Origin of the sequence: Micromonospora sp. NBC_01655, from assembly GCF_026339755.1 — a bacterium.
Lineage (GTDB): Bacteria > Actinomycetota > Actinomycetes > Mycobacteriales > Micromonosporaceae > Micromonospora.
The window spans coordinates 1378955-1400901 of record NZ_JAPEQF010000001.1 but is presented as its reverse complement, the minus strand read 5'-3'; the positions used below and the strand labels follow the sequence as shown (position 1 = coordinate 1400901).

Sequence of the window (21947 nt, the reverse complement as noted above, 5' to 3'; positions counted from 1 at the left end):
CACGCCGCCGGACCGCCCAGCCGCCTCGACCCGACGTCCTCCCGGGCGGGCGGGTCAGGCCAGCGGCAGGTAGACCCGGCCGCCGGAGGAGACGAACTGCTCGGACTTGTCCCTCATGCCGCGCGCCGCGTACTCCTTCAGCTCCTGGGTGATCTTCATTGAGCAGAACTTCGGGCCGCACATCGAGCAGAAGTGCGCGGTCTTCGCCGGCTCGGCCGGCAGCGTCGCGTCGTGGTACGACCGCGCGGTCTCCGGGTCCAGCGAGAGGTTGAACTGATCGGACCAGCGGAACTCGAACCGCGCCTTCGACAGCGCGTCGTCCCAGGCCTGCACCCCGGGATGACCCTTGGCCAGGTCCGCCGCGTGCGCCGCGATCTTGTACGCGATCACGCCCGCCTTCACGTCGTCCCGGTCCGGCAGCCCGAGGTGCTCCTTCGGGGTCACGTAGCAGAGCATGGCGGTGCCGTACATGCCGATCATCGCCGCGCCGATCGCCGAGGTGATGTGGTCGTACGCGGGCGCGATGTCCGTGGTCAGCGGGCCGAGGGTGTAGAACGGGGCCTCGTGGCACCACTCCTGCTGGAGGTCCACGTTCTCCTTGATCTTGTGCATCGGCACGTGCCCGGGGCCCTCGATCATCACCTGGACGTCGTGCTCCCAGGCCACCTTCGTCAGCTCGCCGAGGGTGCGCAGCTCGGCGAACTGGGCCTCGTCGTTGGCGTCCGCGATGGACCCCGGTCGCAGCCCGTCGCCGAGCGAGAACGTCACGTCGTACCTGGCGAGCAACGCGCACAGCTCGGCGAAGTTGGTGTACAGGAAGTTCTCCTCGTGGTGCGCCAGGCACCAGGCGGCCATGATCGAGCCGCCCCGGGAGACGATCCCGGTCACCCGGTCCACGGCCAGCGGCACGTACGGCAGCAGCACCCCGGCGTGCACGGTCATGTAGGCCACGCCCTGCTCGGCCTGCTCGACCACCGTCTCCCGGAAGACCTCCCAGCTCAGCTTGACCGGGTCCCCACCGACCTTCTCCAGGGCCTGGTAGATCGGCACCGTCCCGATCGGCACCGGCGAGTTGCGCACGATCGCCTCACGGGTCTCGTGGATCCGGCTGCCGGTGGACAGGTCCATCACGGTGTCCGCGCCCCAGCGGGTGGCCCAGGTCAGCTTCTCCACCTCCTCGGCGACCGAGGAGGTCACCGCCGAGGTGCCGATGTTGGCGTTCACCTTCACCAGGAACGCCCTGCCGATGATCGCCGGCTCGCACTCCGGGTGGTTGACGTTGAGCGGCAGCACCGCCCGGCCCGCCGCGATCTCGTCCCGCACCAGCTCCGGGGCCACGTTCTCCCGGATCGCCACGAACTCCATCTCCGGGGTGACGAGGCCGGCCCGGGCGTACGCGAGCTGCGTCGGCCGCTTGCCGTCCGCGCCCGCCAGCGGGGTCCCGGCGCCCCGGACCGGCGCGACGTCCCCCCGCTCGGCGATCCACGGCCCGCGCAGCGGCGGCAGCCCCACCTCCGGGTCCGAGCCGGGGCCCGAGGTGTCGTAGAGCCGGACCGGCGGGTTGTCCCCGGTCAGCTCGACCTCGGCGAACGGCACCCGGACGTCCGGCCGGTCCCCCTCGACGTAGACCTTGCGTCGTGCCTGCATGACAGCCTCCCTGGTGATCATCCGGACCAGCCGAAGTGGTCCAGCGGGCCGTGTCCCGCGCCCAGTTCCCAGTCCCGCGCGCCGGTCAGCGCGCGGGTGACGTACCTCTTGGCGGCCACGACGGCCACCGGCACCGGATCGCCCAGCGCCAGCCGGACGGCGATCGCCGCCGAGAACGTGCAGCCCGTGCCGTGGCTGTGCCGGGTCGGCACCCGGGGCGCGCGCAGCAGGACGGTCGCCCCGCCCCCGTGCAGCACGTCGACCGCTTCGCCACCGGTGACCGTGTCGCCGCCGGTGATCACCACGTGCGCCGGGCCGCCGGCGACGAGCGCCCGGGCGGCGGCGACCACCTCCTCGGCCGTGGTCACCGGGCGTCCGGTGAGGGCCGCGGCCTCCGCGCGGTTCGGCGTCGCCACCTCCGCGTACGGCAGCAGCCGCTCGACCGCCCCGATCACGCCGAGCCGGTGCCCGCTGGTGGCGGCCAGCACCGGGTCGACGACGAGGTGCGGCAGCCGGCCCGCCCGTGCCGCCCCGGCGACCGCGTCGGCGACGGCCGGGGTGCCGAGCATCCCGATCTTCACCGCCCGGACGCGGAAGTCGCCGAGCACGCTGTCGAGCTGCTCGGTGACCGTGCGCGGCGGCAACGGCAGGACGGCGTCCACGCCCCGGGTGTTCTGCGCGGTGACGGCGGTGAGCACGCTGGTGCCGTACGCGCCGAGGGCCGCGAAGACCTTGAGGTCGGCCTGGATGCCGGCACCCCCGCCGGAGTCGGAGCCGGCGATGGTCAGCACGGTCGTCGGCGTCACGCCGGTCACCTGCGCTTCCCGGCGCCAGCCGTCGGGGGCTGCGGCCGACCGCGCCCACTCGGGGCGGTCAGGCCCGATCCCTCCGTGGGCCCGGTCGGCCGCAGCCCCGTTCGGGAGACCTCTTCGCGGTCGTGCCGGGTTCGCGGCGGCTCGAAGGGGATGGTCAGCGCGGCGGCTGCCCCGCCGGGGTCGCCGGCCCGCATGATCGCGCCGAGGACCGCCACCCCGACGGCACCCGCCTCGACGCAGGCGCGGACCTGGCCCGGGGTCTCGATGCCGCCGAGGGCGAGGACCGGCACGGGGCTGAGCCGGATCAGCTCGCCCAGCCGGGCGGGGCGCAGCGGTGGGCCGTACCCCGGCTTCGACCTGCTCGGATACACGGGCGAGACGGTGACGTAGTCCTCCGTGGTCAGTCTCGCCAGCTCGGCCGCGTCGTGGCAGGAGCGGCCGACGAGGCCGAGGCGCGGCGGCGGGTACGGGCCGGCGGCCGGCAGGTGGGCGGCGTCCCCGCCGAGGGGGTCGGGGCCGGCGACGACCAGGGTGCCGCCCGCCTCGGCGAGGATCGGGCGCAGGTCGGCGGCGAGGGCGGCCCGCTCGGCGCGGGGCAGGTCCTTCTCCCGCAGCACCACCCACCGCGCTCCCCCGGCCACGGCAGCGCCCACGACGTCGACCAGTCCCCGCCGCGCCTGCCACCGATCGGTGAGCACGACAACGCCCGACGGAACCTGGACGATCCTGGTAGGAGGCGGTCCCGCCGGGGGCCGGTTGCCACCAGGATCGGCGGGAACGGTGCGGGTCACAGGTCCGGCCTTCCCTCGTCGGGGGTGGAGGCCAGGGCGTGGAAGCGGCGGGGGATGCGGCCCGCACCGGCGGCGAGGCGGCCGGCGCGGACCGCGTACCGCATGGCGGTCGCCATCGCCACCGGATCGGCGGCCCGGGTCACGGCGCTGGCCAGCAGCACCGCGTCGCAGCCCAGCTCCATGGCCAGCGCCGCGTCGGAGGCGGTGCCGATCCCGGCGTCGAGGATCACCGGCACGTCGACGCCCTGCCGGATCAGCCGGATGTGGTGCGGGTTGTTGACGCCCAGGCCGGAGCCGATCGGCGCGCCGGCCGGCATCACCGCGGCGCAGCCGACGTCGGCCAGCCGCCGGGCCAGGATCGGGTCGTCCGACGTGTACGGCAGCACGGTGAACCCGTCGGCGACCAGCGCCTCGGCGGCGCGCAGCAGCTCCACCCCGTCGGGCAGCAGGGTGCGCTCGTCGCCGATCACCTCCAGCTTCACCCAGTCGGTGCCGAACGCCTCGCGGGCCAGGTGGGCGACCCTGACCGCCTCGCCGGCCGTGTGGCAGCCGGCCGTGTTCGGCAGCAGCTTCACCCCGCACCGCGCCAGCAGGTCGAGCAGCCCGCCGGCGCTGCCGGGGGCGGTGTCGACGCGGCGCAGGGCGAGCGTGACCAGCTCGGTGCCGGAGGCCCGGATCGCCTGCTCCAGCGCGTGCAGGCTGGCCGCGCCGCCGGTGCCGAGGATCAGCCGCGACCCGAACGTCTCGCCGCCCAGCGCGAGGGGCGCCGGCTCGGGGGCGGCCCGGCCGGGGTACGCCGGTGCGACGGGCATCCCGCTCACCCGCCCTGGGCGGCGCTGAGCACCTCGACCCGGTCGCCGTCGCGCAGCGCGGTCGCCGGCCAGCCGGCGCGCGGCACCACCTCGCCGTTGACGGCGACGGCGAGGCCGCCGCGCTGCTCGGTGACCAGGCCGACCAGGTCCGCCACGGTCGCACCGGGGGGCAGCGTCCGCCCGGCGCCGTTCACCGTCAGTTCCATGTCGTGCTCCTCCTCGAAGGCGACCCGGCCGCGGTCGGTCGCGCGGGCCGTGGTCGGTGGGGCCGGGCATGGCCGGTCGCGCCAGGACGTGGCCGGACGCGCCGGGACGTGATCAGCCGTGCCGGCGGTGGCCGGCGAACCGCTCGGGGGTGAAGGGGGCGAGCAGCGGGTCCGCCTCCCCGGTGACGACCAGCTCGGCGACGAGGTCGGCGGTGACCGGGGTGAGCACGATGCCGTGCCGGTGGTGCCCGGTGGCGGCGAGCACCCCGGGCCGGCCGGGCAGCGGCCCGATGATCGGCGCGTTGTCCGGGGTGCCGGGCCGCAGCCCGGCGGACGCCTCCGCAAGGTCGTACTCGGCCAGCTCGGGAACCAGGTCGACGGCGGCGCGCAGCAGCCGCAGCACCGCCCCGGCGGTGACCCCGGTGTCGGCGCGCTCCTCGACGGTCGCGCCGACCACCACCTCACCGCCGTCCCGGGGCACCAGGTAGACGGATTCGCCGTCGGCGTACCCCCGGATCACGTGCCCGAAGCCCGGCGGGCCGCCGCCGGGCGCGCGGAGCCGCAGGATCTGCCCCTTAACCGGCCGGACCGGCAGCCCGGTGAGGGCGGCGGCGCCGCAGCCGGCGGCGACGACGGTCACCCGGGCGTCCAGGTCGGACAGCTCCCGCACCGGGCCGGCGACCAGGGTCGCGCCGGCCCGCTCGGCGGCGGCCCGCAACGCGGCGACCAGCCGCCGGGGGTCGACCTGGTGGTCGCCGGGGGCGACCGCGCCGCCGCGCACCCGCGGGGCGAGCGCCGGCTCGCGGTCGCGCAGCTCCGAGGGGCGCAGCGGGGTGATCGGCAGCCCCAACCCCCGCTGGTACGACCACAACCGCCGCGCCTCGGCCAGGTCGTCGCTGGTCAACCCGACGACAAGGGTGCCCTCGGTGCGGTACCCGAACCCGGTCCCGGCGGCCTCGGCCAGCTCGGCGGCGAACCCGGGCCAGCGGGCGGCGGAGGCGGCGAGCAGCCCGGTCAGCTCGTGCTCGCCGAAGTACGCCTCGGCGACCGGCGACAGCATCCCGGCCGCGACGTGCGACGCGCCCGACCCGGGTGCCGGGTCGTGCACCACGACCCGCAGCCCGCGCGCCGCACACCGCCAGGCGACCGCCAGCCCGACCGGCCCGGCACCCACCACCGCCACGTCGGCGGTCCCCTGGCCGGTGGCCGTCAGCACGTCAGCGCCCCGAGCAGCTCGGCGGTGGCCCGGCCCGGGTCGGCGGCGGCGGAGAGCGCCCCGACCACCGCCACCCCGTACGCCCCGGCGGCGCGCAGCGCCGGGACCGTCGCGGCGGTCACCCCGCCGATGGCGATCACCGGCACGGCCACGGCGGTGGCGACCGCACGCACCCCGGCGGGCCCGATCGGGTCCGGCAGGCCGGTCTTGGTGTCGGTGGCGTGGCACGGGCCGACGCCCAGGTAGCTGGCCCCGGCGGCCACCGCGTCGGCGGCGGTGCCCGGGGACCGGGCGGTCGCGCCGAGCGTCGCGGCCGGGCCGAGGAGCCGGCGGGCCGCCGCCACGGGCAGGTCGTCCGCGCCGACGTGTCCACCGGCCGCGCCGACCGCGAGCGCCACGTGCAGCCGGTCGTTGACCAGGCACGTCGCCCCGTACGGCGCGCACGCGGCGACCACCCGGCGGGCCAGGTCGTACGCCGCGCGGTCGGTGGTGTCGTCGGTGACGCGGACCTGGACGACCAGCTCGGCGCGGGCCACCGCGAGGGCGGCGCGCAGCACGGCGAGCGGGTCCCGGCCCGGCCGGGTGTCGGTGATCAGATGCAGTCGCCCGAGGGACGGCACGGCAACTCTCCTCCCTGCGCCGGCATTACCCGGATCAGGTTCGACGGTCGGGGGCTCTCAGCCCCCCTCTCAGCCCGGTGCACCGGGCTCCCGTGGGTTACTTGCGTGTCACCGTACGACGGATCGGCTGCTCCGCCAAGGGGGTGGACCAGTGGGCTGGACCACGAGCCGCCCGCAGCCCGCCCGGTTTCCCCCTTTCCTCCATCGTCGACGGAAAAGAGAACCGTCGATATCGAATCGTTACACGCCCACGCCTTGCCCGAAACCGATCCAGCGGCGCTAATTTGTTCAACCAATCGACATAATTTCGGCGGGGCCCGGCGTGGCCTCCGTCGACCCGGACGACGCGGGCCCCGGCGTGGCCTCCGTCGGTCCCGACACGGTGCGCGGCCCCGGCGTGGCCCGCACCGGTACGACAGGCAGCCGGCACCGTCGTGGCCGGCACCGATCCGACCGGGGACGGTCTGCGGCGAGCGTCCCCAGGCACACCGCTGTCCAGCACGGACAAAGGAGCATGGAGTGTCCCGATTCCGCCGCCGCCGCTTACCCCGCGGCCCTCTCACCGCCACCCTCCTCACGCTGTCCCTCGTCGCCGGCGGCCTGGTCGCCGGCACCGCCGCCCAGGCCGCCCCGGCGACCTCGGCCCGGCCGGCGCAGGCCGCCCCGGCACCGGCCGCGCAGGCGCGGGCCGCCGCGGCCGACCCGTTCGCGGTGCTGGTCTTCTCCAGGACCGCCGGCTTCCGGCACGACTCCATCCCGGCCGGCCTCGCGGCCATCCAGAAGCTCGGCGCCGACAACGGGTTCACCGTCGACGCCAGCGAGGACGGGGCCGCCTTCACCGACGAGAACCTGGCGAAGTACCGGGCGGTCATCTGGCTGTCGACCACCGGGGACGTCCTCGACGCCGACCAGCAGGCCGCGTTCGAGCGCTACATCCAGGGCGGGGGCGGGTACGTCGGCATCCACGCCGCCTCGGACACCGAGTACAGCTGGTCCTGGTACGGCGACCTGGTCGGCGCGTACTTCGCCAGCCACCCGGCCAACCAGCAGGCCACCGTCAAGGTGGAGGACCACGCGCACCCGTCCACCGCCGCGCTGCCGGGCCGCTGGTCCCGGTTCGACGAGTGGTACAACTTCCGGTCCAACCCGCGCGGCGACGTGCACGTGCTGGCCAGCCTGGACGAGACGAGCTACAGCCCCGGGGCCGGCGCGATGGGCGCCGACCACCCGACCGCCTGGTGCCAGGACTTCGACGGCGGCCGGGCCTGGTACACCGGCGGCGGGCACACCCAGGAGTCGTACGCCGACCCGGAGTTCCTGACCCACCTGCTCGGCGGCATCCGCACCGCGGCCGGCGTCGAACGGGCCGACTGTGGCGCGTCGAAGACGTCGAGCTTCGAGAAGGTCACGCTGGACAGCAACACCAGCAACCCGATGGAGCTGGACGTCGCGCCGGACGGCCGGGTGTTCTACGTCGAGCGCGACGGCCGGGTGCAGATCGTCAAACCGGACAGCGGAAACACGGTCACCGCGCTGCGGCTGGACGTCTTCACCGGCAACGAGGACGGCCTGATCGGGCTCCGCCTCGACCCGGACTTCGCCACCAACAACTGGGTGTACCTGTACTACGCCCCGAACGGCGGCGGCCCGCGCAACCACCTGTCCCGGTTCACCGTCACCGGGGACACCATCGACAAGGCCAGCGAGAAGGTCGTCCTCCAGGTCGCCACCCAGCGCAACACCTGCTGCCACGCCGGCGGCAGCATGACCTTCGACTCCGCCGGCAACCTGTACCTGGCCACCGGCGACAACACCAACCCGTTCGAGTCGGACGCGTTCACCCCGATCGACGAGCGGGCCGGCCGGCAGGACTACGACGCGCAGCGCAGCTCCGGCAACACCAACGACCTGCGCGGCAAGGTGATCCGGATCCACCCCGAGGACGACGGCACGTACACCGTGCCGGCGGGGAACCTGTTCGCGCCGGGCACCGCGAAGACCCGGCCGGAGATCTACGCGATGGGCTTCCGCAACCCGTTCCGGATCGGCGTCGACCCGGCCACCGATACCCTCTACGTCGGCGACTACGGGCCGGACGCCGGCGCGGCGAACCCGAACCGGGGCCCCGAGGGCACGGTCGAGTGGAACATCGTCGACCGGCCGGGCAACTACGGCTGGCCGTACTGCACCGGGGCGAACTACGCGTACAACGACTACCAGTTCCCGTCGGGGCCGAGCGGGGCGAAGTTCGACTGCGCCGCGCCGGTGAACGACTCCCCCAACAACACCGGCCTGACCACCCTGCCCCCGGCCATCGCGGCCACGGTCGACTACGACTACTCCGGCAACCCGCGCTTCCCCGAGATCGGCGGCGGCGGCGCCCCGATGGCCGGCCCGGCCTACCGGTACGACGCCGACAACCCGTCGAAGACCAAGTGGCCGGCCTACTACGACGGCAAGGCGCTGTTCGGCGAGTGGAACCAGTCGAAGATGTACACGATGCAGGTCGGCGCGGACGGCAGGACGCTGGTCGACATCAACCAGTTGCTGACCGGGATGAGCCTGATCCGCCCGATGGACTTCGAGTTCGGGCCGGACGGCGCGCTGTACCTGATCGAGTGGGGCACCGGCTTCGGCGGCAACAACGACGACTCCGGGGTCTACCGGATCGACTACGTCGCCGGTGACCGGGCCCCGATCGTCGAGGCCAGCGCCGACCCGACCTCCGGGCCCGCGCCGCTGACCGTGCGGTTCTCCAGCGCCGGCTCCCGCGACCCGGACGGCGGCGCGCTCACCTACGCCTGGGCGTTCGGCGACGGGCAGACCTCCACCGAGGCCAACCCCACCCACACGTACGCCGAGGCCGGCGACTACACGGCGCAGCTCACCGTCACCAACCCCGCCGGCCGCACCGCCGTGGCGAACGTGCCGGTCACGGTCGGCAACACCGCCCCGACGGTGACCATCGAGTTCCCGCCCAACGGCGGCTTCTTCGACTGGGGCGACCAGGTCCGGTACACGATCAAGGTGACCGACCCGGAGGACGGCACCATCGACTGCGACCGGGTCCGGCTCCAGGTGCTGCTCGGCCACGACGAGCACGCCCACCCGCTGGAGCAGCACACCGGCTGCTCGGGCACCGTGCAGACGTCGCTGGCCTCCGGGCACGGCGCGGAGGCGAACGTCTTCGCGGTCTTCGAGGCGACGTACACCGACGACGGCGGGGTTGGCGGGGCCGGCCCGCTGACCGGCCGGGCCATCGAACAGTTGCAGCCCAAGCGGAAGCAGGCCGAGTACTTCACCGCCACCGGCCGGGCCCCCGGCGGCACCGGCGGCGGCGACCCGGGCGTGCAGAAGGAGGCCACCTCCGACCCGGCCGGCGGCGGCCAGAACATCGGCTTCATCGAGGACGGCGACTGGTGGTCGCTGGCCCCGGCCAGCCTGGCCGGCGTCGACTCGATCCGGTTCCGGGTGGCCTCGGCGACCCAGGGCGGGCGGATCGACGTGCACGCCAGCGCCGTCGACGGACCGCTGGTCGCGTCCGTCGCCGTGCCCGGCACCGGCGGCTGGCAGCAGTTCGTCGACGTGACCGCCCCGGTCACCGGCGCGGGTGCGGGCGCGCTCTACTTCGTCGCCAAGGACCCGGCCGGCGGGGCCGGCTCGGTGTTCAACGTCAACTGGATGGACTTCCTCGGCCGGGGCGTGACGGAGAACGCGCCGCCGCAGGTCACGGCCACGGCGACGCCGGCCACCGGCACCGCGCCGGTCACCGTCTCCTTCGACGGCACGGCCACCGACGCCGAGGGCGACACCCCGCTGACGTACGCCTGGGACTTCGGCGACGGCCAGACGGCGACCACCCTGGACGCCACCCACACGTACACCGTGCCGGGCACCTTCACCGCCACCCTGACGGTGACCGACGCCCGGGGCGCGAAGTCGTACGCGAACGTCCCGGTCCGGGTCGACGCGCCGAACACGTCCTGCTTCGGGGCGCGCTCGGACGACTTCCTCGGCACCAGCCTGGACAAGGCCCGCTGGACCGTGGTCCGGGAGAACCAGCTCTATTCCGTCTCCGGTGGGTCGCTGCGGCTGCCCACCTCCTCCGGCGACCTGTACGGCGCTCGCAACGACGCCACCAACCTGGTCCTCCAGCCCGCCCCGAGTGGCGCCTGGCAGGCCACCACGAAGATCACCCTGCCCACCACGGCCGACTACCAGCAGGCCGGCCTGCTGGTCTACGGCAACGACGACAACTACGCCAAGCTGGACCTGCTGCACGCCGGCACCCGCCGGGTGGAGTTCATCCGGGAGACCGCCGGCTCGCCCCGCAACGAGGCGGCCGACAGCGCCGCCGCCCCGGCCGGCGACAGCGTCTACCTGCGACTGAGCAGCGACGGGACGAACCTGACGGCGGCGTTCTCCGCCGACGGGGCGACCTTCACCCCGGTCGGCCGGGCCGCCGCGCTCGCCGGCATCGACAACCCGCGGGTCGGGTTGTTCGCGGTCAACGGCGGCACGAGCGCCCCGGTGGTGGACGCGGCGTTCGACTGGTTCCAGCTCTCGCCGGACGCCCCGGCCGGGCCGGTCGAGGCGTCCGACGAGTTCACCGGCAGCACCCTGGACAAGTGCCGGTGGAACGCGGTGCTGCGGGAGGATCCGGCCGCGTACCGGGTGACCGGCGGCGCGCTGCGCATCGACGTGCCGGCCGGCGACATCTACGGCGCCGCCAACACCGGGCCGACGAACTTCGTCCTCCAGACCGCGCCCTCGGGTGACTGGACCCTGGAGACGAAGGTCGACGGCAGCCTGCTGGCCGAGCAGTACCAGCAGGCCGGGCTGATCGTCCACGCCGACGACGACAACTACGTCAAGCTCGACTTCATCGTGGACAACCAGGCCGGTCAGCCGGTGACCCGGCGGATCGAGTTCCGCAGCGAGGTCGGCGCGGCCGTGCAGAACCCGCAGCCCCAGGTCAGCGACCTGACCTCGGCGGTGTGGCACCTGCGGCTGGCCCGCACCGGGAACACCTTCACCGCGTCGTACTCGGCCGACGGGCAGGACTGGCTGACGCTGGAGGCGTTGACCAACACCGCCGTCGGGTCCACCCCGAAGGTGGGCCTGTTCACCCTCGGCGCCAACGCGGCCACCCCGAAGACCGCGTCGTTCGAGTACTTCCGGCTCGGCACCGAGGCGGTCGACACGACCGCTCCGGTGACGACGGCCACGGTCTCCGGCACCCCGACCGAGGGCTGGCACACCGGGCCGGTCACGGTCACCCTGGCGGCGGCCGACGAGGCCGGCGGCAGCGGGGTGGCGGGCACCGAGTACCAGCTCGACGGGGCCACCACGTGGACCGCGTACGCCGGGCCGGTGCAGATCACCGGGGACGGCGCGCACGAGCTGCGGTTCCGCTCGACCGACGGGGCCGGCAACGTGGAGGAGACCAGGAAGGTCGCCGTGCGGATCGACGCCACCGCGCCGGTCAGCTCGGCGGCGTTCGCCCCGGCCAACGACGACGGCTGGCACGCCGGCACCGTCCCGGTGGTGCTCGCCTCCACCGACGCCGGTTCCGGGGTCGAGCGGCTGGAGTGGGCGCTCGACGGGGGCGCCTGGACGCCGTACACCGGGCCGGTCGAGGTGACCGGTGACGGCACGCACGAGCTGCTCTACCGGGCCACCGACACCGCCGGCAACGCCGAGACGCTGAAGTCGGCGGTGGTGAAGATCGACGGCAGCAAGCCGACGCTGCTGGTGTCCGGGATCGCCGACGGGCAGCTCTACGGCGACAGCCAGGACGTCCGGATCTCCTGGCAGGCGGTCGACCCGACCTCCGGCATCAAGGCGACGACCGGCGTGCTGGACGGCCGGGCGTACGCCGGCGGCACCCTCCAGGCCCTGTACGAGCTGCCGCTCGGGCTGCACGAGCTGACCGTGACCGCGACCGACAAGGCGGGCAACTCCACCACCTCGACGGTCCGGTTCTTCGTCACCACCTCGTTCCGGGACATGCAGAACCTGCTGGACCGGTTCAAGGCGACCGGGCGGCTCTCGACCAAGGCGCACCGGCAGTTGTCCAACAAGCTGGACGCGGTCCGGGCCTCCGAGGCGGCGGGCAACGACAAGCGGGCGGTGCAGCAGCTGACCGCCTTCCGGGCGTTGGCCGCCGACACCACCCTGGTGACCGAGGCCGACGTCCGGGACGTGCTGGTCCGCGACGCCGACGCCATGATCGTCCGGCTCGGCGGTGCGGCCAGCGGGGCCGGGCTGAAGGCCAACGACGGCAAGCCGGTCAAGGGCGCCGGCCGGCTCGGTGACGATCCCACCCGGATCGCCCCCGGCCGCTCACTCTGAACAACCGGGGTCCGGTCCCGCCGTCCCTGGTGACGGCGGGGCCGGGCCCCACCCGACGATCCGAGCGGAGCACGTACCGATGCGTACCTGGAAGTTCCTCGCCGCCGCGCTCGTCGCGGCGGCCCTGGTGGCGCTGCCGACCGCCCCGGCCGCGGCGCACAGCGGGAAGCTCAAGCTGACGGTGGCCGGGGACGGGGCCGGCGGGGTCACCGTGCAGGCCACGCACGCCGACGGCCACCGGCTGGACCAGCCCGTGCGGCTGACCCTGACCGCCACCGGGGACGGCGGCCGGACGGCCGGGCCGGTGCAACTCGAACCGGCCGGGGAGGGGCAGGGCTTCTACGCCAGCGGCCCGCTGCTCTCGCCCGGCCGCTGGCGGGTGACGGTCAGCGCGCCGGACCCGTACCGGGCCACCGCGAGCGCCACGGTGCAGGCCCGGGCCGCCCAGTCCCCGCCCCCGCCGCCCTCGGCCCGACCCGTCGCCGTGCAGGCCGGACCGGCCGGGCGGACGGAACAGCCGGGGGCCGGGTGGTGGCCGCTCGCGGCCGGCGGGCTCGGCGTCGTCGCGCTGCTGGCGGCGGTGCCGCTGGTACTCGTCCGACGCCGCCGGTCCGCCCCCTGACGAAATGACGCCGCCGGCCGCAGCAGCAGGGCGCGCCCGCCCCGGCGGGTGCGCCCTGCTGCCCGAGCGGGGCGGCCCGGGGGCGGGCCCCGTGCGGCCGGCTCAGAGGATGGCGTCGAGCGTGTCGAGGTCGTCGTCGGTCGGCTGCCAGGTGCCGGCCTCCGCGTTGGCCCGCACCTGCTCGGGCGTGGTGGCTCCGGCGATCACCGAGGTCACCGCCGGCCGGGCGGCCAGGCCGCCGATGGCCACCTGGAGCAGGGACAGCCCCCGCTCGGCGGCGTACGCCTCCAGCGCCTCGATGACGTCCCACCGCGCGCCGGCCAGGCGCTCGGCGTACCTCCCGCCGCCGGCGAGCCGGCTGCCGGCGGGTGCCGCCTCGCCGCGCTTGTACTTGCCGGTGAGCAGCCCGTTGGCCAGCGGGAAGAACGGCAGCATGCCCAGGCCGAACCGCTCGCAGGCTCCGATGACCTCGGCCTCGACGCCCCGCTCCAGCAGGGAGTAGTGGTTCTGCGCGCTGATGAACCGGGCCCGCCCGTTGGACGAGGCGACCCAGTCGGCGTCGGCGATCTGCCAGCCGGCGAAGTTGGAGTTGCCGAGGTAGCGCACCTTACCGGCGCGGACCAGGTCGTCCAGGGCGGCGAGGGTCTCGTCGATCGGGGTGCCCGGGTCCGGCTCGTGCATCTGGTACAGGTCGATGTGGTCGGTGCCGAGCCGGCGCAGCGACGCCTCCACCGCCCGGGCGATGTAGCGGCGGGCGCCCCGGGCGCCGTGGTCGGGGCCGTTGCGTCCCTGCATGTCCATGCCGAACTTGGTGGCCACCACCACGTCGTCCCGGCGGCCCTTGAGCACCTGGCCGAGCAGCTCCTCGGAGCCGCCCGGCTCGGCGCCGTAGATGTCGGCGGTGTCGAAGAGGTTGATGCCGGCGTCGAGGGCGGCGTCGACCACCGCCCGGGTGCCGTCGAGGTCCAGCTTGCGGCCGAAGTTGTTGCAGCCGACGCCGACCACGGACACCACGAGCCCGGAGTCGCCCAGCCGCCGGTAAGTCATCTCAGTCACGAGATCCACCCTATGCCCGCCCCGGCGCGGCCACCGGTCGGACGACCCACGGCGCCAGCGCCGCCCACCCGCGCCGGCAACGGTCGCTCAGCCGGGCGCCGCCGCGAGACGGCGCGCGGTCCGGACGACCGCCGCCGGCACCCGCCCCGGCGGATCAGCCGGACGACCTCGGGCACGACCCGCCCAGTGGCGGATCAGCCGAGCGCCTCCGCGACCAGCCGGCGCGCGTCGGCGACGGTGGCGGCCAGCTCGGCCGGGGTGCGGCCGACCACGCCGAGCAGCCCCTGCGCCCGGCGGGCGAAGTCCACCGGAGCGTCCGGCAGCCGACCGGCCGAGGCGATCATGCCCTTCTCGTTCACCAGCCACCGCCCGGCCCGGCCGTGCAGCGCCTGGACGACCACCCCGACCGCCCGGAACAGGCAGCCGACCACGTAGCCGGCGTCCCCCGCCGCCGCGCCCTTGCCGGCGGCGTCGAGCAGGAACCCGGCCTCCCAACCGCCGGCCAGCAGGGCGGCGGCCAGCGCCGGCGGGTAGCGCCCGGTCTCCGCCCGCAGCGCGGTCAGCTCCCCGGTCGGGTCGCCGAGCACCCGGCACAGCGCCACCTCGCCGGCGTAGGCGTGCGAGTAGAAGCCCAGCGGGTGCCCGGCCTGCACCCCGACGGTGTACCGACCGGCCCGGCAGTCGGCCCAGACCCGGCCCACCCGGTCGAGGTCGCGGTAGATCCAGTCCACCGCCACCCCGCCGACACGCAGCCAGCCGCCGCCGTCCACCCAGGGCCCCCAGCCGCCCGGCCCGGTCAGTTCCACCTCCTCGTCGGCCACCGAGGCGGCGACCGCGCGCAGCGCCGGCACGTCCAGGCCACCCCGGTAGTAGAGGCCCACGTCCCAGTCGGAGTCGGGCCGGTGGTCGCCCCGGGCCCGGCTGCCGCCGAGCGCCACCGCGACCACCCCGTCCACCGCGCAGAGCCGGTCGACCAGCTCGTCGCCGGTCACCTGACGTCCCAGACCGGCTCTGGCGTCTCCACCACCTCGCCGTCGCCCCGGAACAGCACGAACCGGTCGAAGGACCGGGTGAACCAGCGGTCGTGGGTCACCGCGACCACCGTCCCGGCGAACGCGGTCAGGCCCGTCTCCAGCGCCTCCGCGCTGGCCAGGTCCAGGTTGTCGGTGGGCTCGTCGAGCAGCAGCAGCGTCGCCCCGGACAGCTCCAGCAGCAGCACCAGGAAGCGGGCCTGCTGGCCGCCGGAGAGGGTGCCGAACCGCTGGTCGCCCTGCCCGGCCAGCTCGTACCGGCTCAGCGCCGCCATCGCCGCGTGCCGGTCCATCCCGGCCCGGTGCTCGTCGCCGCGCCAGAGGATGTCGACGAGCGTGCGGTCCACCAGCTCGGGGCGGTCGTGGGTCTGCGAGAAGTGGCCGGGGCGGACCCGGGCGCCGAGCCGGACCGTCCCGTCGTGCGCCACCGGGGCGAGCGCGGCGGCCCCGTCGACCGGGCCGTTGGCCGGGTCCGGGTCGGTGCCGCCCCGGGCCAGCAGCCGCAGGAAGTGCGACTTGCCGGTGCCGTTCGCGCCGAGCACCGCGACCCGGTCGCCGTACCAGACCTCCAGGTCGAAGGGGTAGGTCAGGCCGTCCAGCTCAAGCTGCTCGGCGACCACCGCGCGCTTGCCGGTCCGTCCGCCGGTCAGCTTCATCCGGATGTCCTGGTCCTTCGGGGGTACGGGCGGCGGCCCGGCCTCCTCGAACTTACGCAGCCGGGTCTGCGCCGACTGGTACCGGGACGCCATGTCCGAGTTGTACGCGGCCTTCTGCTTGTACATCAGCATCAGCTCGCGCAGCTTCTGGTGCTCCTCGTCCCACCGCTTACGCAGCTCGTCGAGGCGGGCGTGCCGGGCCACCCGGGCCTCGTGCCAGCTCGCGAAGCCGCCCGGGTGCACCCAGGCGCCGCCGCCCTCCACGGCGACCACCCGGTCCGCGGTGCGGGCCAGCAGCTCCCGGTCGTGCGAGACGTAGAGCACCGACTTCGGCGACTCGCGCAGCCGGTCCTCCAGCCACCGCTTGCCGGGCACGTCGAGGAAGTTGTCGGGCTCGTCGAGCAGCAGCACCTCGTCGGGGCCGCGCAGCAGCAGTTCGAGGGCGAAGCGCTTCTGCTGGCCGCCGGAGAGGGTCCGCACCGGACGGTCCCGGGCGGCGTCCCAGGGCAGGTCAAGCACGATGGTGGCGACGGTGTCGAAAAGGACCTCGGCGTCGTACCCGCCGGTCTCGCCCCAGGCGGCGAGCGCGTCCGCGTACGCGAGCTGGGCCTTGCCCGCGGTGGTGCTGAACCTGCCGCGGGTCTCGGCCGCCCGCATGGCCGCCTCGGTCTCGGCGACCCGGCGGCCGGCGTCGCGCAGCGCGGGCGGGGCGAGCGACAGGGCCAGGTCGGCGAGGGTGGAGTCGTCGCCGATCATGCCGATGAACTGGCGCATCACGCCCAGGCCCCCGGAGCGGGAGACGGCACCGGAGCGCACCGGCAGGTCGCCGGCGACCATCCGCAGCAGCGTCGTCTTACCGGCCCCGTTCGGCCCGACCAGGGCGACCTTGGCGCCCTCGCCGACCCGGAACGAGACGTCGGTGAAGAGTTCCCGGCCGTCGGGCAGGATGTGCCCGACCATTGCCACGTCCACGTATCCCACGTCGGCATCCTGCCCGAGCGGGCGGGCCGGGCGACACTCGATTACCGGGTGACCCGCAGCACCCGGAAGCCCCTCTGGCTGGCGTGCCGCTCGACCTGCCAGCCCTGCTCGACCAGCCAGCGGTGCAGGGAGTCGCCGCCGAGGTGGCGGGCGACCACCAGCCAGGCCACGCCGTCCGGAGCGAGCCGGGGCAGCCAACGCAGCAGCAGCTCGTGCAGGCCCTCCTTGCCGATCCGGATGGGCGGGTTGGACCAGAGCTGGGCGAAGGTCACCTCGGCCGGCACCTCGGCCGGGGCGACGACCCGGACCCGGTCGGCGGCGCCGACCCGCTCGGCGTTGGCGGCGGTCAGCGCGCGGGCCCGTTCGTTGACGTCGACCGCCCAGACGGTGGCCGCCGGGGCACTGCCCGCCAGCACGCAGGTGATCGGGCCGAAGCCGCAGCCGAGGTCGAGCAGGGGGCCGGCGACGTCCGGCCCCGGCAGGGCCGCCTTGCGCAGCAGCACCGCCGTGCCCGGGTCGAGGCGGGTGGCGGAGAAGACCCCGCCGGCCGAGGTCAGGGTGTAGTCGCGCCCGGCGACGGTGAACTCGACCTCCCGGGGACGGGCGTCGGTTCCGGGTTCAGCGCTGAAGTAGTGGTCGCCGGTCACGCCCGGCATTCTCGCACCGGCGGGTCGGCGGCCGGCGGCGCGGTCGGCGGCACCGACGACCCGGTACCGCGATATCCCGTTATTACCCCCTAAAGGGACAATAAGCCCCTAGTCTGGGCGGCATGGTGTATCGGTACGAATCCGATGAGGACGCCTTCGCGGAGCGTCCCCGGCCCGGCTCGGAACTGTCGACGATCGGCGACGCCGGTCCCGCCCGTACCGGGCCCTCTCCGTCGCGCTTCCCGACGCCGTCCCTGCCCCGGACCGCCCGCGTCGCGCCGCCCACCCCGCCGGGCCAGGTCCCGCCCCGCAGCGCGCCCCCGGCCCCCCCGCCGCCCGCCCGGACGGCCACCACCACCCCCCAGCCGCTGGACCCGCCCGAGTCCCGGCGGGCCCCGGAACCCGGCCGGGGTGGCGGCCGGCTCTGGCAGGTGCTGATCGGCGGCGCGGCGGTCCTGGTGCTGCTCGCCCTCTGCGGGCTGGCCGGCGCCGCCCTGCTGGCCGAGCGGACCTCGCAACCGCAGGTCACCCCGAGCCTGCCGGCCGCCGCCCCGTCGCCGTCGTCCACCGAACGGCAGGACATCGACTCCCGGGACACCGACCCGGCGCCGCTGACCGCCAAGGAGGTCTTCCCCGGCCGGACGCTGACGATCGGCGACGGCGAGGAGCCCTACCAGGTGCTCAAGACCCAGTCCAGCGCCAGCTGCCCGGCCGCCGCCACCGGCGAGGTGGCCGACCTGCTCGTCCGGCTCGGCTGCAGCCAGGTGGTCCGGGCCACCCTGCGCTCCCCCGGCGAGGAGTACCTGCTCACCGCGGGGCTGTTCAACCTGACCGACCTGGCCACCGCCCAGCGCGTCCGGGACCGCCTGCGGGAGCTGCTCGACGGGCGGGAGGGCCGGTTCCGCGGCATGCCGGCCGGCGACCGCACCGAGGCGCTCACCGACGCGCCGTCCCGGGTCGGCTGGCAGGTACGCGGCCACTACCTCGCGTACTGCCTGGTGGTCCGGGCCGACGGCGAGCCCGTCAAGGCCGGCGACCCGAAGGTCCGCGAGGTCCTGTACGACCTGATCGAACTGCACCTGGACAAGCAGGTGCTGGAGCGCCGCGCGACCGGCGGCTCGACCGGCCAGGCCAAGACCACCCCCGGCCCCGGCCGAACCGACTGACCCGACGGCCCTGCCCTGCCCGGCCCGCGCACCCCGGGCCGGCTGACCGGTGCGGGAAGCCCCGAGCCTTGGGAACCCCGGGCCCTCAGGCCTGCGTGGGGACGCGGAGCCGGCGGGTGAGGTCGGCGCGACGGGCGTACTCGGCCGGATCGTCGGGGTAGCCGACCGCGACCAGCGTCAGCCCGTGCGCCGGCGCCACCGTCACCTCGCTGGACCGGTCCCGCCGGGTCAACAGGCCGCCCGGCCAGTCCACCGGGCGCCGGCCGTCCCCGGCGACCAGCATCGCCCCGACCAGGCTGCGGACCATCGCCTGACAGAACGCGTCGGCCTGGACGGTGGCGACCAGGATGCCGTCCGGGTCGCGCCGCCAGTCCAGCCGGGTCACCTCCCGCAGCGTGGTGGCGTTCTCCTTGCGCCGGCAGTACGCGGCGAAGTCGTGCTCCCCCACCAGCCCCGCCGCGGCGGCGTTGAGCCGGCCCGGGTCGAGCGCCCTCGGCCAGGCCAGCACCTCGTGCCGGCGCAGCGGCTCGGCCCCGAACGGCGCGTCGGTCACCCGGTACTCGTAGCGGCGGAAGGTCGCCGAGAACCGGGCGTCGAAGTCGGCCGGCACCTCGGTCATCGCCCGCACCCGCACGTCGGTCGGGAGCAGCCGGGCCAGCCGGCGCAGCAGCGAGCCCTCCCACTCGCGCCACCCGGCGGCGGGCAGGTCGAGGTGGCAGACCTGGCCGGTGGCGTGCACCCCGGCGTCCGTCCGCCCGGCCACGGTCAGCCCGGTCGCCACGCCCGCCCCGAGGACCAGGTCCAGGGTCTGCACGAGCACGCCGGCCACCGTCCGCCGGGTCGGCTGGGCCGCCCAGCCGGAGAAGCCCGTGCCGTCGTACGAGACGTCCAGCCGCAGCCGGGTCCGCTCGTCCACCTCGCGTACCTCCAGTGACGGGTCGGGCCCGGCACCCCACAGGGGGTGCCGGGCCCGACGGTGCCGTTGCTCAGGCCTTGTTCTCGGTGGCCTCGTCGCTGTCCTCGCGGGCGGCCTCGGTGTCGCCGGACGCCGACACCGGCGCCTCGGCGTCCTGGTCGCCGGACTTCGCCTGCGGGGTCTCCTCCGCGGGGGCGAGCGCCTCGACCTTGTCCTGCTGCGCGGCCTTGCGAGCGGTGGTCTTCTTGTTCGCCTTCGGCTCGGTGACCTGCAACTCCTCGACCAGCTCGATGATCGCCATCGGAGCGGCGTCACCCTTGCGCGGGCCGGTCTTCACGATCCGGGTGTAGCCACCGTTGCGGTTGGCGTACCGGGGCGCGATCTGGTCGAACAGGGCGTAGACCACGTCCTTGTCCTTGACGACGCCCAGCACCCGCCGGCGGGACGCGAGATCGCCCCGCTTGGCCTTGGTGATGAGCTGCTCGGCCAGCGGACGCAGCCGCCGGGCCTTCGTCTCGGTGGTCTGGATCTTGCCGTGCTGGAACAGCGCGGTGGCCAGGTTGGCCAGCATCAGCCGCTCGTGCGCGGGGCTGCCGCCGAGGCGGGGGCCCTTGGTGGGCGTGGGCATGCTTGGTGCTCCTCAGGTATGGCGGCAGCGGGGACTAGAGCTGCTCGGTCTCGCGGTAGTCGTCGGTGTCGTAGTCGGCCTCACCGAAGGCGTCCACGACGTTCGCCGGGTCGAAGTTCGGGGCCGAGTCCTTCAGCCCCAGACCCATCCCGGCCAGCTTCATCTTGACCTCGTCGATCGACTTCTGGCCGAAGTTGCGGATGTCGAGGAGGTCGGCCTCGGTGCGCCCGATCAGCTCACCGACGGAGTTGATGCCCTCGCGCTTGAGGCAGTTGTAGGAGCGGACGGTGAGGTCCAGCTCCTCGATCGGCAGGGCCAGGTCCGCCGCCAGCTGCGCGTCCTGCGGGGACGGCCCGATGTCGATGCCCTCGGCGGTCTCGTCCAGCTCCCGGGCCAGCCCGAAGAGCTCCACCAGCGTCGAGCCGGCGGAGGCCAGCGCGGTGCGCGGGCCCATCGACGGCTTGGTCTCGACGTCGATGATCAACCGGTCGAAGTCGGTCCGCTGCTCGACCCGGGTCGCCTCGACGCGGTACGTCACCTTCAGCACCGGCGAGTAGATCGAGTCGACCGGGATCCGGCCGATCTCGGCGCCGGCCTGCTTGTTCTGCGCCGCGGTCACGTAGCCGCGACCCCGCTCGACGGTCAGCTCCATGTCGAGCCGGCCCTTGCCGTTGAGGGTCGCGAGCTTCAGGTCCGGGTTGTGCACCGAGACGCCGGCCGGGGGCTGGATGTCGCCCGCCGTCACGTCGCCCGGGCCCTGCTTGCGCAGGTACATGCTGACCGGCTCGTCGTGCTCGGAGCTGACGCACAGCTCCTTGATGTTCATGACGAGCTCGACCACGTCCTCCTTGACGCCGGGGATCGTGGTGAACTCGTGCAGCACGCCGTCGATCTTGATGGAGGTGACCGCCGCACCCGGGATGGACGACAGCAGCGTGCGCCGCAGCGAGTTGCCCAGGGTGTAGCCGAAGCCCGGCTCCAGCGGCTCGATGGTGAACCGGGACCGGGTCTCGTTGATCGACTCTTCGGACAGAGACGGTCGCTGGCTGATGAGCATGTCTTCTCTTCTCTTCCGGGACGCCCGCTATTTGACGTCCACGACACAAACTGTTCCGGTGGCCCGCCCCGCAGGACGGACCACCGCAACGAGCCCGACTACTTGGAGTAGAGCTCGACGATCAGCTGCTCCTGGACCTGGGTGTCGATCACCTGGCGGGCCGGGAGCGAGTGCACGAGAACCTTCATCTGGCTCGGGATGGCCTCCAGCCACGCCGGGACCGTCCTCGATCCAGCCTGAGCCTGCGCCACGACGAACGGGGTGAGCTCCTTGCTCTTGGCCCGAACCTCGATGATGTCGTGCTCCTTCACCCGGAACGACGGGATGTCGACCTTCTTGCCGTTCACCGTGAAGTGGCCGTGCTTGACCAGCTGGCGGGCCATGTCACGCGAGTGCGCGTAGCCGGCCCGGTAGACCACGTTGTCGAGCCGCGACTCGAGGATCTGCAGGAGGACCTCACCGGTCTTGGCCTGCTTGGCCACGGCCTCCTGGTAGTAACCGCGGAACTGCTTCTCCAGCACGCCGTACACGCGACGGGCCTTCTGCTTCTCACGGAGCTGGAGCAGGTACTCCGTCTCCTTCGTGCGGCCGCGGCCGTGCTGCCCGGGCGGGAACGGCCGGGACTCGAACGGGCACTTCGGGCCATCGCACTTGCTGCCCTTGAGGAACAGCTTCATCTTCTCCCGCCGGCAACGGCGGCAGTCAGCACCGGTGTAACGAGCCATC

Annotated in this window: 18 protein-coding genes and 1 riboswitch; of the genes, 3 read left to right on the top strand and 15 right to left on the bottom strand. The window is 74.5% G+C overall.

Features of this window, described 5'->3' with window-relative positions:
• Nucleotides 1–54 precede the first annotated feature (54 nt).
• The 7 genes from thiC to thiE form a co-directional block, all read right to left on the bottom strand.
• Complete coding sequence (gene thiC, locus OOK41_RS06705; protein ID WP_266263346.1) at nucleotides 55–1647, bottom strand: phosphomethylpyrimidine synthase ThiC; 1593 nt, start codon at nucleotides 1645–1647, stop codon at nucleotides 55–57.
• 17 nt (nucleotides 1648–1664) lie between these two features.
• A complete protein-coding gene (gene thiD / locus OOK41_RS06700; protein WP_266263344.1) occupies nucleotides 1665–2453 on the bottom strand; it encodes a bifunctional hydroxymethylpyrimidine kinase/phosphomethylpyrimidine kinase in 789 nt (262 codons plus the stop codon).
• Nucleotides 2454–2458: 5 nt separating this feature from the next.
• Nucleotides 2459–3187 (bottom strand): thiamine phosphate synthase, encoded by a 729-nt coding sequence (locus tag OOK41_RS06695; protein WP_117665196.1) that lies wholly within the window; start codon nucleotides 3185–3187, stop codon nucleotides 2459–2461.
• 62 nt (nucleotides 3188–3249) lie between these two features.
• Entirely contained in the window at nucleotides 3250–4065 is an 816-nt protein-coding gene (locus OOK41_RS06690) for a thiazole synthase (RefSeq protein WP_266263342.1), read from the bottom strand.
• 5 nt (nucleotides 4066–4070) lie between these two features.
• Nucleotides 4071–4271: a sulfur carrier protein ThiS gene (gene thiS, locus OOK41_RS06685; protein WP_117665125.1), complete on the bottom strand. Its 201-nt coding sequence runs from the start codon at nucleotides 4269–4271 to the stop codon at nucleotides 4071–4073.
• Between the two features lie 112 nt (nucleotides 4272–4383).
• Complete coding sequence (gene thiO / locus OOK41_RS06680) at nucleotides 4384–5487, bottom strand: glycine oxidase ThiO (protein ID WP_266263339.1); 1104 nt, start codon at nucleotides 5485–5487, stop codon at nucleotides 4384–4386.
• Nucleotides 5481–6107, bottom strand: coding sequence for a thiamine phosphate synthase (gene thiE / locus OOK41_RS06675; RefSeq protein WP_117665124.1), 627 nt, complete (start codon nucleotides 6105–6107; stop codon nucleotides 5481–5483). The genes thiO and thiE overlap by 7 nt, the downstream gene beginning before the upstream one ends.
• Nucleotides 6102–6211: riboswitch (TPP riboswitch) on the bottom strand. Its footprint overlaps the gene before it by 6 nt.
• A gap of 415 nt (nucleotides 6212–6626) precedes the next feature.
• On the opposite strand from thiE, the gene OOK41_RS06670 reads away from it, so the two are divergent.
• Entirely contained in the window at nucleotides 6627–12461 is a 5835-nt protein-coding gene (locus tag OOK41_RS06670) for a ThuA domain-containing protein (RefSeq protein ID WP_266263337.1), read from the top strand.
• Nucleotides 12462–12540: 79 nt separating this feature from the next.
• Entirely contained in the window at nucleotides 12541–13083 is a 543-nt protein-coding gene (locus OOK41_RS06665) for a hypothetical protein (RefSeq protein WP_266263336.1), read from the top strand.
• Nucleotides 13084–13185: 102 nt separating this feature from the next.
• On the opposite strand, the gene OOK41_RS06660 is transcribed toward OOK41_RS06665, so the two are convergent.
• The 4 genes from OOK41_RS06660 to OOK41_RS06645 all read right to left on the bottom strand — a co-directional run bounded on the left by OOK41_RS06660 (nucleotide 13186) and on the right by OOK41_RS06645 (nucleotide 17454).
• Complete coding sequence (locus OOK41_RS06660) at nucleotides 13186–14148, bottom strand: aldo/keto reductase (protein ID WP_266263334.1); 963 nt, start codon at nucleotides 14146–14148, stop codon at nucleotides 13186–13188.
• Between the two features lie 185 nt (nucleotides 14149–14333).
• Nucleotides 14334–15131 carry a nucleotidyltransferase domain-containing protein gene (locus tag OOK41_RS06655; RefSeq protein WP_266263333.1) on the bottom strand — a complete coding sequence of 266 codons (798 nt, stop codon included), beginning with the start codon at nucleotides 15129–15131 and terminating at the stop codon, nucleotides 14334–14336.
• Entirely contained in the window at nucleotides 15128–16807 is a 1680-nt protein-coding gene (locus tag OOK41_RS06650) for an ABC-F family ATP-binding cassette domain-containing protein (RefSeq protein ID WP_266263331.1), read from the bottom strand. Before OOK41_RS06650 ends, OOK41_RS06655 begins: the two co-directional genes overlap by 4 nt.
• A 41-nt stretch (nucleotides 16808–16848) precedes the next feature.
• The gene (locus OOK41_RS06645) at nucleotides 16849–17454 is read right to left on the bottom strand and encodes a class I SAM-dependent methyltransferase (protein ID WP_266263329.1); all 606 of its coding nucleotides are present in this window, start codon (nucleotides 17452–17454) and stop codon (nucleotides 16849–16851) included.
• Nucleotides 17455–17576: 122 nt separating this feature from the next.
• Here OOK41_RS06645 and OOK41_RS06640 point away from each other — a divergent pair, with 122 nt between their 5' ends.
• Nucleotides 17577–18620: a hypothetical protein gene (locus tag OOK41_RS06640; RefSeq protein WP_207892591.1), complete on the top strand. Its 1044-nt coding sequence runs from the start codon at nucleotides 17577–17579 to the stop codon at nucleotides 18618–18620.
• An 85-nt stretch (nucleotides 18621–18705) separates the two neighbouring features.
• Here OOK41_RS06640 and truA read toward each other — a convergent pair whose 3' ends face one another.
• The 4 genes from truA to rpsD all read right to left on the bottom strand — a co-directional run bounded on the left by truA (nucleotide 18706) and on the right by rpsD (nucleotide 21946).
• A complete protein-coding gene (gene truA, locus OOK41_RS06635; RefSeq protein ID WP_266263328.1) occupies nucleotides 18706–19536 on the bottom strand; it encodes a tRNA pseudouridine(38-40) synthase TruA in 831 nt (276 codons plus the stop codon).
• A gap of 70 nt (nucleotides 19537–19606) precedes the next feature.
• Nucleotides 19607–20164 carry a 50S ribosomal protein L17 gene (gene rplQ / locus OOK41_RS06630; protein WP_266263326.1) on the bottom strand — a complete coding sequence of 186 codons (558 nt, stop codon included), beginning with the start codon at nucleotides 20162–20164 and terminating at the stop codon, nucleotides 19607–19609.
• 34 nt (nucleotides 20165–20198) lie between these two features.
• On the bottom strand, nucleotides 20199–21221 hold the full coding sequence (locus tag OOK41_RS06625; RefSeq protein WP_117665116.1) for a DNA-directed RNA polymerase subunit alpha: 1023 nt from the start codon (nucleotides 21219–21221) through the stop codon (nucleotides 20199–20201).
• A gap of 98 nt (nucleotides 21222–21319) precedes the next feature.
• Nucleotides 21320–21946 (bottom strand): 30S ribosomal protein S4, encoded by a 627-nt coding sequence (rpsD, locus tag OOK41_RS06620; RefSeq protein WP_117665115.1) that lies wholly within the window; start codon nucleotides 21944–21946, stop codon nucleotides 21320–21322.
• Nucleotide 21947: the final 1 nt, after the last annotated feature.

Excerpts from the sequence above, each read along its gene's own strand:
- rplQ (WP_266263326.1), bottom strand. The coding sequence starts at position 20,164 with ATGCCCACGCCCACCAAGGGCCCCCGCCTCGGCGGCAGCCCCGCGCAC.
- OOK41_RS06665 (WP_266263336.1), top strand. The coding sequence starts at position 12,541 with ATGCGTACCTGGAAGTTCCTCGCCGCCGCGCTCGTCGCGGCGGCCCTG.
- OOK41_RS06640 (WP_207892591.1), top strand. The coding sequence starts at position 17,577 with ATGGTGTATCGGTACGAATCCGATGAGGACGCCTTCGCGGAGCGTCCC.
- rpsD (WP_117665115.1), bottom strand. The coding sequence starts at position 21,946 with ATGGCTCGTTACACCGGTGCTGACTGCCGCCGTTGCCGGCGGGAGAAG.
- thiS (WP_117665125.1), bottom strand. The coding sequence starts at position 4,271 with ATGGAACTGACGGTGAACGGCGCCGGGCGGACGCTGCCCCCCGGTGCG.
- OOK41_RS06690 (WP_266263342.1), bottom strand. The coding sequence starts at position 4,065 with ATGCCCGTCGCACCGGCGTACCCCGGCCGGGCCGCCCCCGAGCCGGCG.
- OOK41_RS06625 (WP_117665116.1), bottom strand. The coding sequence starts at position 21,221 with ATGCTCATCAGCCAGCGACCGTCTCTGTCCGAAGAGTCGATCAACGAG.
- thiC (WP_266263346.1), bottom strand. The coding sequence starts at position 1,647 with ATGCAGGCACGACGCAAGGTCTACGTCGAGGGGGACCGGCCGGACGTC.